Origin of the sequence: Burkholderia sp. 9120 (genome assembly GCF_000745015.1) — a bacterium.
Lineage (GTDB): Bacteria > Pseudomonadota > Gammaproteobacteria > Burkholderiales > Burkholderiaceae > Paraburkholderia.
This window is the reverse complement of sequence record NZ_JQNA01000001.1, coordinates 1778568-1793752: the sequence shown is the minus strand read 5'-3', so window position 1 is coordinate 1793752 and position 15185 is coordinate 1778568. Positions and strand designations below refer to the sequence as shown.

The window sequence follows — 15185 nt, the reverse complement described above, 5'->3', positions numbered from 1 at the left end:
AGAACCGCCTGATGCAAAGCTTGCCCGGTGCGCCGCGTGCCTTCGCGGCCCACAAACATGACTGGCACTTTGCGAACCCTTCAGTGGGATGGGCAAACTTCCCTCCGGAAAAAGCCGTCGGCGTGATCGCCGGCGGCCCGATCAAGCAATTGCCGGCGTTGAGTTTCAACGCCGAACAGATCTGGCGCGCGGTGCCTTTCGGCACGGCGCGCCTTACCGCATTCATTAGCGTAAGCGCGCAGCACCTGCGTACGCCGATGAATAGCTCGCTTCGTAGCGCGCGCCCTGAGAAGCGTCCGCGGGAAGCGGGTTTTGACGAAGGGTGGTGTTTGAACTGACTCTCATCTGAAAACCTGAAGGAGAAAATGATGGCAACTATCAAGAAAGCAGTCGCTAAGAAACCCGCAGCCAAGAAGGTTGTAGCAAAGAAGGCTGCGCCGGCTAAGAAGGCTGCTCCGGCGAAGAAAGTCGCTGTTAAGAAAGTCGCAGTGAAGAAGGTTGCAGCGAAGAAGGCAGCACCGGCGAAGAAGGTTGCAGCGAAGAAAGCTGCTCCGGCCAAGAAGGTTGCTGCAAAGAAAGTCGCAGTGAAGAAGGTTGCAGCAAAGAAGGCAGCGCCGGCGAAGAAAGCAGCACCGGCAAAGAAAGTCGCAGTGAAGAAGGTTGCAGCGAAGAAGGCAGCGCCGGCCAAGAAGGCCGCAGCGAAGAAGGCTGCACCGGCTAAGAAGGCTGCTGCGAAGAAGGCTGCGCCTGCCAAGAAGGCTGCCGCGAAGAAGGCAGCGCCTGCTGCGAAGAAGGCTGTTGCCAAGAAGGCTGCGCCTGCTGCGAAGAAGGCTGCTCCCGCTGCCAAGAAGGCCGCTCCCGCGAAGAAGGCTGCACCGGCGAAGAAGGCTGCCGCTCCTGCGAAGAAGGCTGCTCCTGCGAAGAAGGCTGTTGCCAAGAAGGCTGCACCGGCACCCGCAGCGACGTCCGTCACGAGCGCAGCACCGGCAGCGACGGTGAAGACCGCGCTGAACCCGGCAGCAGCATGGCCGTTCCCGACGGGCAGCCGTCCGTAAGCGGTAGCTTGAGCTTGAGAAGTACTTCGACACATCGCGCGATGTGTCCGATGATCGAGTGGCGCTTAAGGTAGGTTGAGAGCGTTACTCGGTCAGGGTCCCGTTGCCGGTTTCCGGCGACGGGACTTTTTTTTGCCTGGCGTCTGGACCTGAAACCTGCTGCCCGGCGCGCTGCGTTTGCCAGGCATCGCTGGCCAAAGCTGAAACCTGCGGGCGAAAAAAAACGCATGCACAGGGGAGGGCATGCGTGTGAGGTCGCCGCGGCGGTGGCCTGAGCCTTGCCGCGCGAGAGGGGAAACTTTAGTGCGTGACGCGCGTCACGCCGCCGCTCGACAGGAGTCGCACGCGGTCGCCGGCACGGAAGATCTCGCCGGTGGCGCTCTGCGTGATGGCGCGCATGTCGCCGTTATCGAGTCGCACGGTGATCTCGAGGCCGTCGTGTACCGCCACGCCGTTCTCGACCGCATTGCCGGCGACGGCACCCGCGAGGCCGCCGATGATGCCCGTGACGATCGAACCGCGGCCGCCGCCGAGCGCACTGCCGGCCACCGCACCCAACGCGCCACCGCCGATTGCGCCGAGGCCGCTCGGCTGACCGTTGTTCGAACTGATCTTGACGGCGCGCACGCTGTCGACCGTGCCCATGCGGACCGTTTCTTCGCGCTGCGCTTGCGACGCCGTATAGACGTCGGCGGAACTGCTGTTATACGCACACCCCGACATGGCCAGTGAACCGGCGATCAAAGCGGCCACGACCAGGCGACTCGTTGTTCTCATTCCCTAACTCCAATAGCTTTCGGTATTACGGCAGGTCGTATCCGAACGCCTGCTTGAACCGTTCGTTGATCTCCGCCCGCGTGGGCGCGTAGTTTTGCGGGCCCTGGCATTCGATCTTCAGCGCGCCCATCAGGCTCGCCAGACGGCCGGTGGTTGCCCAGCCGAGCTTGTTCTCGATGCCGTACAGCAAGCCGCCGCGAAACGCGTCGCCGCAACCGGTCGGATCGAGCACTTGCTGTGCCTTGACCGGCGGAATGTCTTCGACGCCGCCGGCATGATGGATCTGCGAACCCTGCTCGCCGAGCGTGACGATCAGCGCTTCGACCTTGCCGGCGATCTCTTCGATCGACCAACCCGTTTTGTTGCTCACCAGTTTGGCTTCGTAATCGTTGACAGCTACATAAGTAGCAAGTTCAATCATGCGCCGCAGTGTCGCGCCGTCGAACAGCGGCAAACCTTGACCCGGATCGAAGACGAACGGCACGCCCGCAGCGGCCAGGTGCTCCGAATGCTGGACCATGCCGTCGAAGCCGTCGGGTCCGACGATCGCGAGCGTGATGCCTTTTGCTTCATCGGCGCGATTCAGATGCGACTGCATCATCGCGCCCGGATGGAACGCGGCGATCTGGTTGTTCTCGAGGTCCGTGGTGATCATCGCCTGGGCGGAGTGCGTGTCCGGCACCACCAGCACGTTTTCCGTCGACAGGCCGAGCGCCGTGAAGCGGTCCATGTACAACTGCGCGTCGACCGCGCCGAGCGTGCCCATGATGCGCGCGTCGCCGCCCAGCAGATGCAGCGCGTAAGCCATGTTGCCCGCGCAGCCGCCGAACTCGCGGCGCATGGTCGGCACCAGGAAGCTCACGTTCAGGATATGGACCTGCTCCGGCAGGATGTGCTCCCGGAAGCGGCCTTCGAAAGTCATGATGTTGTCGTAGGCGAGCGAGCCGCAAATCAGCGTAGCCAAGGCGAGGGTTCCTGTGAAAACAATAGAGAAAGCGCGCGACGATACGACAGCGCCGCGCATGAAGCGCGGCGCCGGGGTTCGTGCGCGAAGGTTTTACTTCAGTGCGGCGAGGGCTGCGTCGTAGTTCGGCTCGTCTTTGATCTCACCGACCAGCTCGGCGTGCACGACCTTGTCGTGCTCGTCGAGCACCACCACGGCGCGCGCCGTCAGGCCCGTCAGCGGTCCGCTCGTCACGTCGACACCGTACGCTTGCGCGAACTCGTGACCGCGGAACGTGGACGCCGTGACGACGTTCTCGATGCCTTCGGTCGTGCAGAAGCGCGACGCGGCGAACGGCAGGTCGCCCGACACGACGATCACGGCCGTGTTGGTCAGCTTCGCGGCGGCTTCGTTGAACTTGCGGGTCGACGTCGCGCAGGTCGGCGTGTCGAGGCTCGGGACGATGTTCAGCACCTTGCGCTTGCCGGCGAAATCGGCGAGCGACAGCGACTTCAGATCCTTGCCGACCAGCGAGAAAGCGGGGGCGTTCTGGCCCACCGACGGGAACGTGCCGGCTACGTCGATCGGGTTGCCACCCAGCGTGACTTGACTCATGTTCTTGTGCTCCGGAAATTCGTCAGTGTTGACGATAGATGCGAGGGTGAATGCGCCCGATCATGGCCGGGCGCGCGAGGATGCGTTACGGATAAAAAATCTGTACGCGGAAATTGGAGGCGACCGCGTTGCCGGTGTCGAGATGCACGATCATCGTCTGCGTGCTGCGGGCCGGCAGGCCGGCGGCGATCGGTGTGCCGGGCGGGACGTAGTCTTGCGGCCACAGCACGCGGCGCACGGCGACGTTGTTCTGATCGTCGAGCAGCGTCAGTTCGATAGCGGGGTAGGCCAGCGCCACGTTGAAGCGGTTGCGCAGCGGCATCTTCAGTTCGAGCTTGTGCGGGCCGTCGATCTGCCGGAGATCGGACGGTTCGACCTGCAAGCCGTCGATGTCGTGCGGCGGCGTGACGAGGCAGCCGAGTTGCGCGCAGGCTTTCGCGTAGAGCGTCTGCGTGCTCGGGAAGTAGACCAGCACGGTTTCGCGTTGCCACCAGGCGAGTTGCGCGAGCAGCGCCAGCACCAGCAGCACGGCCACCACCGAACCGGCGATGATCCAGCCCAGGCGCCGCGGCTCGGCCGGGCGGGTTTCGCGCACGACCGGGAACGGATCGACGCCGTCGTTCACCGGGTGAACGGAGAACGGTTCGCCACTGGATGCGGCCGCCGCGCCGGAGAAGGCAGTCGGGTCGTCGGTTGCGGAGGTGTTGGCGGTCGATGCACCGAAGCGCGCCGTCGTGCCGCCGTCGGCATCGGCATCGGTTTCGGCTTCGGCGATAGCGGCGCCGGCCGCCACGCCTGCACCAGCTCCCGCAGCAAAACTGGCCGCGTTAAAACGCGGTTCGTTATCCGGGATGCCATGCAGACTGGCCGACTCCGGCAGAACGGGTTCGTCCAACGAAGGTTCGGAGGACCGATCGGTCTTGTGCCAAACCCGCGGCGCGTCTTCAGCCGGCGGTTCGGTCCGGTAGGCGAACGGTTCGAGCGGCGCGTCGGCCAGCACCGGTTCGTCGTCAGGCGGAACCGGCGTGCTGAATGCGCTGGCCGGCAGATCGGGTTCGTGCGCGTGAGCGTGATGCGGCGTGACCGCTACGCCCGCGCTGGTGGAAACCGGCGAGAGCGGCACAGTGTGGGTGTCGTGCAGCAGGCGATTGTCGACCGCGGCGTCGGGCGTTGGCGCCCACGGATCCCACGCTTCAGCGCTGAAATCGGGGCTCCTGGCGCGAACGCCGGATAACGCTTCGATCGCGGCGGCGGCTTCGACGGGTTTGGCGGTGGAGAAGTCGCCGCCTTCGGTGACGTCGAACAGACTGCTCGAGGCGTCGAATACTTCATTGCAATGCCCGCAGCGCACGAGGCCGCGGCGCAGCGCGAGCTGCGCCGGTTGCAGGCGGAAGACGGTTTCGCAGAAGGGGCAACGCGTTGCCAGGAGCATATTGAGCCGATAAGCCGAAAGGCCGTTGGTTGGACAATACGCCTTATTCTAATGGCTTTCGCGGCGCGTTCCCGACAGACATACCCAACCTTCGTGTTCGCGCCATACGCCGATATCGATCCACTGCGCGTAGACCTGCGCGACTTCGTCCGCCTGGCGCGCCAGAATGCCGGACAACGCGATCTTGCCGCCCGGCTTGACCTTCGACGCCAGCATCGACGCCATCAGCTTGAGCGGGTTGGACAGAATGTTGGCGACCACGATGTCGAACTCGCCGCTCGGGCAGGCGTCCGGCAAACCGTACGTAACGTCCGCGCGGTTGCGTTCGCTGTTCTGACGCGCCGACTCGACCGCTTGCGGATCGATGTCGATGCCGAACACCGGATTCGCGCCGCATTTCTGCGCGAGGATCGCGAGAATGCCGGAGCCGCAACCGTAGTCGAGCACCGACTGCCCGGCCTGCACCGATTGCTCGAGCCATTCCATGCACAGACGCGTGGTGGGATGGCTGCCGGTGCCGAACGCGAGGCCCGGATCCAGTTCGAGCACGAGCGCTTCGGGGTCCGGCGCGTCATGCCACGACGGCACGACCCAGATGCGCTCGCCGATCTTGATCGGATCGAATTGCGACTGCGTGAGCCGCACCCAATCCTGGTCTTCGACTTCCCGCACCGTGAACGACGGCGCGTTCGCGAGGCCAATTTCATTAGCTGCGGCGGTCAGCAGCAGCGCCGGTTCGTGTTCCGGCGCGAGCAGAGCGATCACGCGCGAACGTTGCCACGCGCTGCGATCCGGCGTGAGACCGGGCTCGCCGAACAGCGGCTGCTCGTCGGGCGTATCGGCGTCCGCATCTTCCACCGACACGGACAACGCGCCCAACTCGAGCAGCGCGTCGGAAAACTCTTCCGCGTGCTCGCGTGCCAGCTCGACGATCAATTCCCGGTAGCTCATGACTTACGCTTCTTCCGGTGCGGCCTGCTGCTTCGCGGCCAGCCGGTTTTCGAGGTAGTGAATGCTGGTGCCGCCTTCGACGAACTTCGCGTCCAGCATCAGCTCGCGGTGCAGCGGGATGTTGGTCAGAATGCCTTCCACCACCATTTCCGACAACGCGATGCGCATCCGGTTGATTGCCTGTTCGCGCGTCGCACCGTAAGCGATCAGCTTGCCGATCATCGAATCGTAGTTCGGCGGGACGAAATAGCCGTTGTAGGCGTGCGAATCGACGCGAATGCCGGGGCCACCCGGCATATGCCACGAGGTCAACCGACCCGGCGACGGCGTGAACTTGAACGGATCTTCCGCGTTGATCCGGCATTCGATCGCATGACCTTTGAACACGATGTCGCGCTGACGGAAGGCGAGCTTCTCGCCGGCCGCGATGCGGATCTGTTCCTGCACGATGTCGACGCCCGTGATCAGCTCGGTCACCGGGTGTTCGACCTGCACGCGCGTGTTCATTTCAATGAAGTAGAACTCGCCGTTTTCGTACAGGAACTCGAACGTACCCGCGCCCAGATAGCCCATCTTCTTGCAGGCGTCGGCGCAACGATCGCCGATCCGTTCGATCAGGCGGCGCGCGATACCCGGCGCCGGCGCTTCTTCAATCACTTTCTGGTGACGACGCTGCATCGAGCAGTCACGCTCGCCGAGCCACACCGCGTTCTTGAACGAATCCGCGAGGATCTGAATTTCGATGTGCCGCGGGTTCTCCAGGAATTTCTCCATGTAGACCTGCGGATTGCCGAACGCGCGGCCGGCTTCTTCACGCGTCATGTTGACCGCGTTGACCAGCGCCGCTTCCGTGTGGACCACGCGCATGCCGCGGCCACCGCCGCCGCCGGCGGCCTTGATGATGACCGGATAGCCGACCTGGCGGGCAATCTTCACGATCTCTTTCGGATCGTCCGGCAACGCGCCTTCCGAACCCGGCACGCACGGCACGCCGGTCTTGATCATGGTCTGCTTGGCCGTGACCTTGTCGCCCATCATCCGGATCGTTTCCGGGCGCGGGCCGATGAAGGTGAAGCCGGACTGTTCGACGCGCTCGGCGAAGTCGGCGTTTTCCGACAGGAAGCCGTAGCCCGGGTGGATCGCTTCGGCGTCCGTCACTTCAGCCGCGCTGATCAGCGCCGGCATGTTCAGGTAGCTCAGATTGGAAGGCGCCGGGCCGATACAGACCGCCTCGTCGGCGAGCTTCACGTACTTGGCTTCCTTGTCGGCTTCCGAATAGACGACGACGGTCTTGACGCCGAGTTCGCGGCACGCGCGCTGGATGCGGAGCGCGATCTCGCCACGATTGGCAATGAGGATTTTTTCAAACATAGCGGTTTTTCGACTCATCAATGGGCGCCCGGCCGGTCACGGTGCAGGCTGCCTCAGAGGATCGGTCGCGCGCCCCGGGAGGGCGGACGCGCGGGCGGCAGGCGCAAAAAGCGCAAAGCGTGCCGCGTTAGCCGACCACGAACAGCGGTTGGCCATACTCGACCGCCTGGCCGTTATCGACGAGGATTTCCTTCACCACGCCGGCCTTGTCCGACTCGATCTCGTTGAGCAGCTTCATCGCTTCGATGATGCAGATCGTCTGGCCTTCCTTGACCGTGTCGCCCACCTGAACGAACGGCTCGGCGCCCGGCGACGGCGCGAGGTAGAACGTGCCGACCATCGGCGACGTCACCACGTGACCTTGCGGGACGACCGGCGCCGGCGTAGCCGGGGCGCCTGCTGCGGCCGCGGCCGGCGCTTCGCCGCCCGGGAACGGAGCCGGCTGCGCGTATTGCGGCGCGTACGAGGCGGACGGTTGCACGTAAACCGGCGGCGCGTTCTTGACGATGCGCACCTTGCCTTCGCCCTCGGTCACTTCGAGTTCGGAGATACCAGACTCCGAGACGAGGTCGATCAGAGTTTTCAGTTTACGTAGATCCATCAGGAAGCCCCTTTCAATGCGTAAAGTGCCGGCGCATACGCAGCCGGCGCAAATTAGACGTGTTTGGAATCAGCCGCGCGACGAACCGGCGGCGAGCCGGTCGAGCGCGAATTCGAGCGCGTACAGATATCCCTTCCAGCCGAGGCCGCAAATCACGCCCTCAGCCTGGTCGGAGAAATACGAGTGATGCCGGAACGGTTCGCGACGATGCACGTTCGACAGATGAATCTCGACGAACGGGATGCCGACCCCCGCCAGTGCGTCCCGAATGGCCACGCTGGTGTGCGTGTACGCGGCGGGATTGATCAGTATGAAATCGGTTTTTTCAGTCCGGGCGGATTGGATGCGATCCACCAGAGCGCCTTCGTGGTTGCTCTGGAACGACGCCAGTTCGACGCCTGCGTCCGCTGCGCGGTCCGCCAGCGCCTGATCGATCTGCGGCAAGGTCACGCGACCGTAGACCTCGGGTTCCCGGGTGCCGAGAAGGTTGAGGTTGGGTCCGTGCAGTACCAGCAGTCGCGTCATGGTCGCTTCTTTTTCCGTGGAATTGGGCGCACTTTAGCGCTGATTAGAGAAACTTGTCTAGTTTCCCGCACGTAACGAGCGGCGCGGGCGGCGATTTGCCGTCGCGCCGGGCGCCCATCTTCTCTCAAATTCATGCGATTTGCGCGTATTTTTGCGCGTACCGGCAGGAATCGAGCGTTAAAAGAATGTGAAATTTAAAGCGCGTCGAGGGTCTGCCGGAGCGCTTCCGGGTTGATTTGGCCTAATTTTGTCGAGCGCACATTGCCTTTGGCGTCGATCACCACGGTGAACGGCAGGCCGCCCGCGTTGTTGCCGAAGGCCCGCGCCAGGTCGGCGCCGCCAAAGCCGGTAATGTAGATCGGGTACGCCACCTTCACCTTTTGCAGGAACGCCTGGACGTTTTTCTCCGAATCGACGCCAAGTCCAACGAATTGGATGCCTTTCTTCGCGTAATCGCGCTGAAGTTGCGACAGCGCCGGCATTTCCTCGACGCAGGGGCCACACCACGACGCCCAGAAGTTGACGACGATTGGGTGCCCTTTCAGCAAACTTAGCGACTGCGGCTTGCCGTCGACGGTGGTGACCGGCGCGGCCCACAGTTGTTCGACCGCGCTCGGCGCGACTGTGGTTTGCGCAGCGTGGGCGACTTCGCTGTCGCCGCTGAACCAGTGATTGGCCAGCACGCCGCCGCAGGCGGCAACGATCGCGACGAGCGCGCCTGTCAGAATCCGTCTCGTATTCATGGTTATCAGTCTAATTAGTAGAAGGGGTAGCTTCGCTGCTGGTGAGCAACGCTTGAACCGCTTGCAGATTGGCCCGGGCTGTGCGGCCGCGTGCGTCGGCGCGCACCGCGCCGCGCAGGTCGTCGGTTTCGTAAAGCGCGACGTGGATGCCGACCGGCTCCGCCTCGCGCCCTTCGTTTGCCGGACGCCACAGGAAGCTCAGCGTTTCGACGTAGCCGCGTCCGGCGAAATGCCGCGTTTCGGAGACGTCGTACTGGATGTTGGCGTTCAGGAAGTAGATCGCGACTTCTTTCGGGTTGTCGCAGAACACCTGCAGGTGAACGTCCGAGTGCTCGCCGGCCGTGCCGCCGAGCACCGCGCCGGTCAGATACGGATTGAACGGCGCGAGTCGCTCCATCCAGTCGACCGCGACACGGCGGAAGCGCCGCAACAGCAGCGGCTGACTGTCGCCCTGAAAGAGCGACTGGTATTCACGGATTTCTTCTTCGATCTGGTCGTTATCGGGCAGCCATTCGCCGGCAACACGGCTCTCGCCGACTACCTGCCGGGCCGCTTTGCGCTTGGCCGTGGCGTAGTCGAGACCGTCTTCGGCGATCATCCTGGCAGCCGCGATAGCGATTTCTTCGCGCACGCGCAGGGGATCGAAATGTGATTTGCGGACCATCCGGCAATGATACTAGAGATTGATGGCGCGACTTTCCGCCACCGGGCGCTACGCCCCGATGCTGGCCGAACGGCCGGCCCCGCATAGGGCGATCGGGAGCCGTCGGTTACAATAGCGTCCTTCGCAGACGGTCGCTTCGGCATCGTTCCGGCCGTTCTTCTGCACTCCCATCCCACGCAAAAAACGCCCGCGCGGCACGACAGGCTTATGCACATCCACATCCTCGGTATCTGCGGCACGTTCATGGGCGGTCTCGCGGTTCTCGCGCGCGGAGCGGGTCATACCGTGACGGGCTGCGACGCCGGCGTCTATCCGCCCATGAGCACGCAGCTCGAGGCGCAGGGCATCGGCCTGATCGAGGGTTACGACGCCGACCAGTTGAACGGCCTGAACGCGGATCTGTTCGTGATCGGCAACGTGGTCTCGCGCGGCAACCCGCTCATGGAAGCGATTCTCGACCGCGGCCTGCCGTATGTGTCCGGTCCGCAGTGGCTCGGCGAGCATGTGCTGAACGGCAAATGGGTGCTGGCGGTGGCCGGCACGCACGGCAAGACCACCACCAGTTCCATGCTGACCTGGCTGCTCGAAGACGCCGGCCTCAATCCGGGCTTCCTGATCGGCGGCGTGCCGTTGAATTTCGGTGTGTCGGCGCGGCTGACCGATTCGAGTTTCTTCGTGATCGAGGCCGACGAGTACGACACGGCCTTCTTCGACAAGCGCTCGAAGTTCGTCCATTACCGCCCCAAGACCGCGGTGCTGAACAATCTGGAGTTCGATCACGCTGATATCTTCCCGGATCTCGCCGCGATCGAAACGCAGTTCCATCACCTGATCCGCACGGTGCCCGGCATCGGCCGGGTTGTGACGAACGGCCGTGAAGACGCGTTGGAGCGTGTGCTGACGCGCGGTTGCTGGAGCGAAGTGGAGCGTTTCGGCGTGCAGGGCGGCTGGGAAACCCTGCCGGCGGAAGACGGCGTGCCGGTCGACGAGCGTTTCGCCGTGTATCACAAGGGCGCGCGCGTCGGCGTGGTCGAGTGGCAGGTGCAGGGCGAACATAACCGCATGAATGCGTTGGCCGCGATCGCCGCCGCGCGCCATGTCGGCGTGCCGCCGGCGCAGGCCGCGCAGTCGCTGGCGAGCTTTCGCAACGTGAAGCGCCGCATGGAAGTGCGCGGCAGCGTCGACGGCGTGACCGTGTACGACGACTTCGCGCATCATCCCACCGCGATCGATACGACCGTGGCCGGCTTGCGCGCGCGCGTCGGCCGCGACAATACGCGGATTCTGGCCGTGCTGGAGCCGCGCTCGAACACCATGAAGCTGGGCGTGATGAAAGCGCAATTGCCGGCCAGCCTTGCCGACGCCGACCTCGTATTCGGCTACGGCGCGGCCGCCGGTCGCGACGCGCTCGGCTGGAACCTCGGCGAGGCGCTCGCGCCGCTCGGCGGCAAGGCGCAGGCTTTCGACAATCTGGACGCGCTGGTCAAAGCCGTGGTTCACGCCGCGCGCCCCGGTGACCAGATTCTGGTGATGAGCAACGGCGGCTTCGGCGGCGTGCATCAGAAACTGCTCGACGCTCTTTCCGCGCGAGGCGCTTCGTGATTCTTTATCTGCACGGTTTCCGTTCTTCGCCCAATTCGTTCAAGGCGCGCGTGCTGGCGGCGCGTCTGGTCGAACTGGGTCGTAGCGACGAATGGTGCTGCCCGATGCTGCCGGTGTCGCCGCTTGAGACGGTGGCGCTGGTCGAATCGCTGGTGGCCGCGGCCGGCACGAAGCGCGTCACGGTGATCGGCAGTTCGCTCGGCGGCTATTTCGCCACGTATCTGGCGGAAAAACACGGCTGGCCGGCGGTATTGTTGAACCCGGCGGTGGTGCCGCAGCGCGACCTGAGCGCCTATCTCGGCGAGCAACCGTTGTGGCATGGCGGCGGCAGTATCGTCGTCGAGCCGCATCATCTGGACGAGCTGCGCGCGCTCGGTGTCGCGTCGATCACGCAGCCCGAACGCTATTATTTGATGGCGGCCACTGGCGACGAAGTGCTCGACTACCGCGAAATGCTTGCGCACTATCCGGGCGCACGCACTACGCTGATCGAAGGGAGCGACCACGCGATCAGCGAGTTCGCGCAATACGTCGATGAGGTGCTGGCCTTTTGCGGCGCGGAAGACGTCGAACCGCCGGCGCCGCGCGAGGCCGCCTGAGTCTGGACGGTCCGGCGAACCGGCGAACCGGCGAACCGGCGAACCGGCGAACCGGCGAACCGGCGTGCGACAGTAAGCCGCCTGCCGCGTTGCACAAACAGTTTCAACAGGATTCAACCCAGCTTCAACCCGCCGGCGCGCGCATCGCGCCGCGGATCCACTACCACGAACACGTTGCCGTGCCGCGCACGCAAGTCACCGATCGCCGAACCGGGTCGGACGCGCCGGCAGATGCAAGTCAGAACGAGAGTATTGAGTGAACGTTTTCTTCGAGGAATCGGGCAGTTTCAAGGCGGGCAGCGTGCTGTCGCGCCAGGGCGATGCTTTTCAGGTCGAGTTGCCGGGCGGCCGGCGTGCCAAGGTGCGCGCCAAAGACGTGTTGATCGAATTCGAAAAACCGAGCGCGGCCGAGCTGATGCAACAAGCCGACACCGTCGCGCAGGAGATCGATCTGGACTTCCTGTGGGAGTGCGCGCCGGAAGACGAATTCCCGTTCGCCGCATTGGGCGCGGAGTACTTCGGCGGAAGCTTTGGTGCGATCGAGCGTGCCGCTCTGGTGCTGCGCCTGCATGGTTCGCCGGTGTACTTCCGCCGCAAGGGCCGCGGCATGTATCAGCGCGCGCCGCAGGAACAACTGAAGATGGCGCTGGCCGGCCTCGAGCGCAAGCGTCAGCAGGCGCTGGTGCAAGCGGGCTACGAAGACGAGCTGAAGGCTGGCCGCCTGCCGGAAGGTTTCACCGGCAGCAAGGCGCTCGGGCTGCTCACCAAGCCTGACAAGAACACGATCGAATACAAGGCGCTCGAAGCGGCCGCTGCGGCGCGCGGCATTTCGCAGGCGCGTTTGATGCTCGACAACGGCGCGATTCCGTCGGCGCGCGCGCTGCACGAGGCGAAATTCCTGTCGGAGTTTTTCCCGCACGGCACGGGTTTTCCGCCGGTCACGGTCGGCAGCTTGCCGGAAGATTTGCCGGAAGCCGACGTGCAAGCCTTCTCGATCGACGACATCACCACCACTGAAATCGACGACGCGTTCTCCGTCGAGCATCTCGCCGACGGCCGTTTGCGGATCGGCGTGCACATCGCCGCGCCGGCGCTCGGCATTCAGCGTGGCGACGAGGTCGACGAGATCGCTCGCACACGCCTGTCCACCGTCTATATGCCGGGCGACAAGATCACCATGCTGCCCGACAGCGTCGTCGAAGCGTTCACGCTGGCCGAGGGCGGCTTGCGTCCGGCGTTGTCGCTGTATGTGATCGTCAACCGTGAGACCCAGGAGATCGTCGCGAGCGAAACGCGCGCCGAGCGCGTGTTCGTGAAGAACAATCTGCGTCACAACACGCTCGACGAACTCGTCACCGAAGAGGCGCTGGCCGCCGGCACCGGCGAGTATCCGCACAAGGACGACATCGCCGTGCTGTGGCCGTTCGCGCAGGCGTTGTTCGAAAAGCGCCAGGCCGCGCGCGCCGGTTACGGTCTGCGCCGCGAGGTGCAGCGCAATACCGACTTCAATTTTTACGTGGAAGGCGAGCACATCACAATCACGCCGCGTCGGCGCGGTTCGCCGCTCGACACGATCGTCGCCGAACTGGCGATTCTCGCCAACTCGTCGTGGGGCGCGTACCTGCACGACCACGGCGTGCCTGGCATCTACCGCACACAGCGCGCGTTCGGCGCGCCGACCGGCCCGAAGCGTACCCGCATGCAGACCAACGCCGCGCCGCACGAAGGCCTCGGCGTCACGCAATACGCGTGGAGCACGTCGCCGCTGCGCCGTTACGTCGACCTGGTGAATCAGTGGCAATTGATCGCGTGCGTGCAGCATGGCGTGACCGCCAAGCTGGCCGCGCCGTTCAAGCCGAAGGACGCCGATCTGTTCGCCGTCGTGCAAGGTTTCGACGATACCTACAGCGCGTATGCCGATCACCAGCGTCGCATGGAGTACTTCTGGTGCTTGCGCTGGTTGAAGCAGGAGAACCGCAAGCAGGTGGTGGCGTCGGTGGTGAAGGGCGATCTGGTGCGCCTCGAAGAGATTCCGTTGCTGCTGCATGTGCCGGGTCTCGGCGTGCATGCACGCGGTACGCGTCTGCAGATGGAAGTCATGTCGCTCGACGAATTGACCGTCGAAGCGTCCGTGCGTCTGCTGCACGTGCTCGACGCGCCGGCCGTGACGAGCGGTAGCGAGGCTGAAGAAGCCGAGGAAGCCGACGAGAGCGAAGAAGAGATCAACGACGCGCCGGACGACAGCGCCGAAGGCGAAGCCGAGGCTCAGGCCGAAGCGGACCTCGACGGTGCCGAAGCGAGCGCCGAGGGCGACAGCGACGCGCAAAGCGCGGATGGCGCCGGCATGACCGACGCAACCGATGCCACCAATGCCACCAATGCCACCAATGCCACCAATGCCACCAATGCCGCCGCGGATCAGCACATCGCGGAGCCGGGACGATGAACTCGACCGATTCTCTCGATCGTTACGCGGTGATCGGCAATCCGGTCGGCCACAGCAAATCGCCGTTCATCCACGGGCGCTTTGCCGCGCAGACCGGCGAGCCGGTCGAGTACGGCCACCTGCTGGCGCCGGTGGATGCGTTCGTGCCGCACGTGCGCGCGTTTGTCGAAGCGGGCGGACGCGGTCTGAACGTGACCGTGCCGTTCAAGCTCGACGCGCATGCATTCGCCGACACGCTGTCGCCGCGCGCGGCTGCGGCGGGCGCGGTGAACACCTTGCGTTTCGACGCAAACGGCGTTTATGGCGACAACACGGACGGCTTCGGCCTCGTGCGTGACATCGAAGTGAATCTTGGCGTGTCGCTGAAGGGCGCGCGCATTCTGTTGCTGGGCGCGGGCGGCGCCGCGCGCGGCGTGGTGCTGCCGATGCTGGACCGCGCGCCGCATACGCTGACCATCGTCAACCGCACGGCGGCCAAGGCTGAAGCGCTGGTCGACCAGTTCGCGCAGGCCGCGCGCGACGCCGCGTGCCGTCTGAGTGGCGGCAGCGCGCGAGCGATCGAGGCGGGCGCTTACGACGTGATCGTCAACGCGACGGCGGGCAGCCTGGACGCGTCGTTGCCCGAGTGCGACGACCGCGCGTTTGGCAGCGGCACGCTGGCTTACGACATGATGTACGGCGCGCAGCCGACGGTGTTCATGGAGCACGCGCGCAAGTTAGGTGCGCGCGGCGCGGACGGGTTGGGCATGCTGGTCGAGCAGGCGGCCGAATCGTTTTACGTGTGGCGCGGCGTGCGGCCTGACGGCGCGCCGGTGCTGGCCGAGTTGCGTGTGTTATTGAGTGCGCCATCGCACGCGTAGG

At 64.5% G+C, this 15185-nt stretch carries 16 protein-coding genes; 6 read left to right on the top strand and 10 right to left on the bottom strand.

The window, feature by feature from the left end; translation table 11 throughout:
- The first annotated feature begins 11 nt into the window (after positions 1 to 11).
- Positions 12 to 338, top strand: a complete 327-nt coding sequence (locus FA94_RS08015; RefSeq protein ID WP_035548732.1) for a hypothetical protein — start codon at positions 12 to 14, stop codon at positions 336 to 338.
- Positions 339 to 368: 30 nt separating this feature from the next.
- Positions 369 to 1055 (top strand): histone H1-like DNA-binding protein, encoded by a 687-nt coding sequence (locus FA94_RS08010; RefSeq protein ID WP_035548731.1) that lies wholly within the window; start codon positions 369 to 371, stop codon positions 1053 to 1055.
- Positions 1056 to 1355: 300 nt separating this feature from the next.
- Here the strand turns inward: FA94_RS08010 and FA94_RS08005 are convergent, their stop codons facing one another.
- From FA94_RS08005 to FA94_RS07960, 10 genes are all read right to left on the bottom strand, one after another.
- Positions 1356 to 1832 carry an outer membrane lipoprotein gene (locus FA94_RS08005; protein ID WP_035548728.1) on the bottom strand — a complete coding sequence of 159 codons (477 nt, stop codon included), beginning with the start codon at positions 1830 to 1832 and terminating at the stop codon, positions 1356 to 1358.
- Positions 1833 to 1857: 25 nt separating this feature from the next.
- The gene (locus FA94_RS08000; protein ID WP_035548724.1) at positions 1858 to 2796 is read right to left on the bottom strand and encodes a carbohydrate kinase family protein; all 939 of its coding nucleotides are present in this window, start codon (positions 2794 to 2796) and stop codon (positions 1858 to 1860) included.
- Positions 2797 to 2889: 93 nt separating this feature from the next.
- Complete coding sequence (tpx, locus tag FA94_RS07995; protein WP_035548722.1) at positions 2890 to 3390, bottom strand: thiol peroxidase; 501 nt, start codon at positions 3388 to 3390, stop codon at positions 2890 to 2892.
- 85 nt (positions 3391 to 3475) lie between these two features.
- Complete coding sequence (locus tag FA94_RS07990) at positions 3476 to 4822, bottom strand: zinc-ribbon and DUF3426 domain-containing protein (protein WP_035548720.1); 1347 nt, start codon at positions 4820 to 4822, stop codon at positions 3476 to 3478.
- 48 nt (positions 4823 to 4870) lie between these two features.
- On the bottom strand, positions 4871 to 5773 hold the full coding sequence (prmA, locus tag FA94_RS07985) for a 50S ribosomal protein L11 methyltransferase (protein ID WP_035548716.1): 903 nt from the start codon (positions 5771 to 5773) through the stop codon (positions 4871 to 4873).
- A gap of 3 nt (positions 5774 to 5776) precedes the next feature.
- Complete coding sequence (accC, locus tag FA94_RS07980; protein WP_035548712.1) at positions 5777 to 7144, bottom strand: acetyl-CoA carboxylase biotin carboxylase subunit; 1368 nt, start codon at positions 7142 to 7144, stop codon at positions 5777 to 5779.
- Positions 7145 to 7271: 127 nt separating this feature from the next.
- Positions 7272 to 7745, bottom strand: coding sequence for an acetyl-CoA carboxylase biotin carboxyl carrier protein (gene accB / locus FA94_RS07975; protein ID WP_035548710.1), 474 nt, complete (start codon positions 7743 to 7745; stop codon positions 7272 to 7274).
- Between the two features lie 69 nt (positions 7746 to 7814).
- On the bottom strand, positions 7815 to 8270 hold the full coding sequence (aroQ, locus tag FA94_RS07970) for a type II 3-dehydroquinate dehydratase (protein ID WP_006051861.1): 456 nt from the start codon (positions 8268 to 8270) through the stop codon (positions 7815 to 7817).
- 194 nt (positions 8271 to 8464) lie between these two features.
- Entirely contained in the window at positions 8465 to 9013 is a 549-nt protein-coding gene (locus FA94_RS07965; RefSeq protein ID WP_035548706.1) for a TlpA family protein disulfide reductase, read from the bottom strand.
- Positions 9014 to 9023: 10 nt separating this feature from the next.
- Positions 9024 to 9677, bottom strand: a complete 654-nt coding sequence (locus FA94_RS07960) for a hypothetical protein (RefSeq protein ID WP_035548703.1) — start codon at positions 9675 to 9677, stop codon at positions 9024 to 9026.
- A gap of 207 nt (positions 9678 to 9884) precedes the next feature.
- On the opposite strand from FA94_RS07960, the gene mpl reads away from it, so the two are divergent.
- From mpl to aroE, 4 genes are all read left to right on the top strand, one after another.
- Complete coding sequence (gene mpl / locus FA94_RS07955) at positions 9885 to 11279, top strand: UDP-N-acetylmuramate:L-alanyl-gamma-D-glutamyl-meso-diaminopimelate ligase (RefSeq protein ID WP_035548700.1); 1395 nt, start codon at positions 9885 to 9887, stop codon at positions 11277 to 11279.
- On the top strand, positions 11276 to 11878 hold the full coding sequence (locus FA94_RS07950) for a YqiA/YcfP family alpha/beta fold hydrolase (RefSeq protein WP_035548699.1): 603 nt from the start codon (positions 11276 to 11278) through the stop codon (positions 11876 to 11878). The genes mpl and FA94_RS07950 overlap by 4 nt, the downstream gene beginning before the upstream one ends.
- Before the next feature lie 256 nt (positions 11879 to 12134).
- The gene (locus FA94_RS07940) at positions 12135 to 14324 is read left to right on the top strand and encodes a ribonuclease catalytic domain-containing protein (RefSeq protein WP_035548693.1); all 2190 of its coding nucleotides are present in this window, start codon (positions 12135 to 12137) and stop codon (positions 14322 to 14324) included.
- Positions 14321 to 15184: a shikimate dehydrogenase gene (aroE, locus tag FA94_RS07935; protein WP_035548691.1), complete on the top strand. Its 864-nt coding sequence runs from the start codon at positions 14321 to 14323 to the stop codon at positions 15182 to 15184. The genes FA94_RS07940 and aroE overlap by 4 nt, the downstream gene beginning before the upstream one ends.
- Position 15185 lies beyond the last annotated feature (1 nt).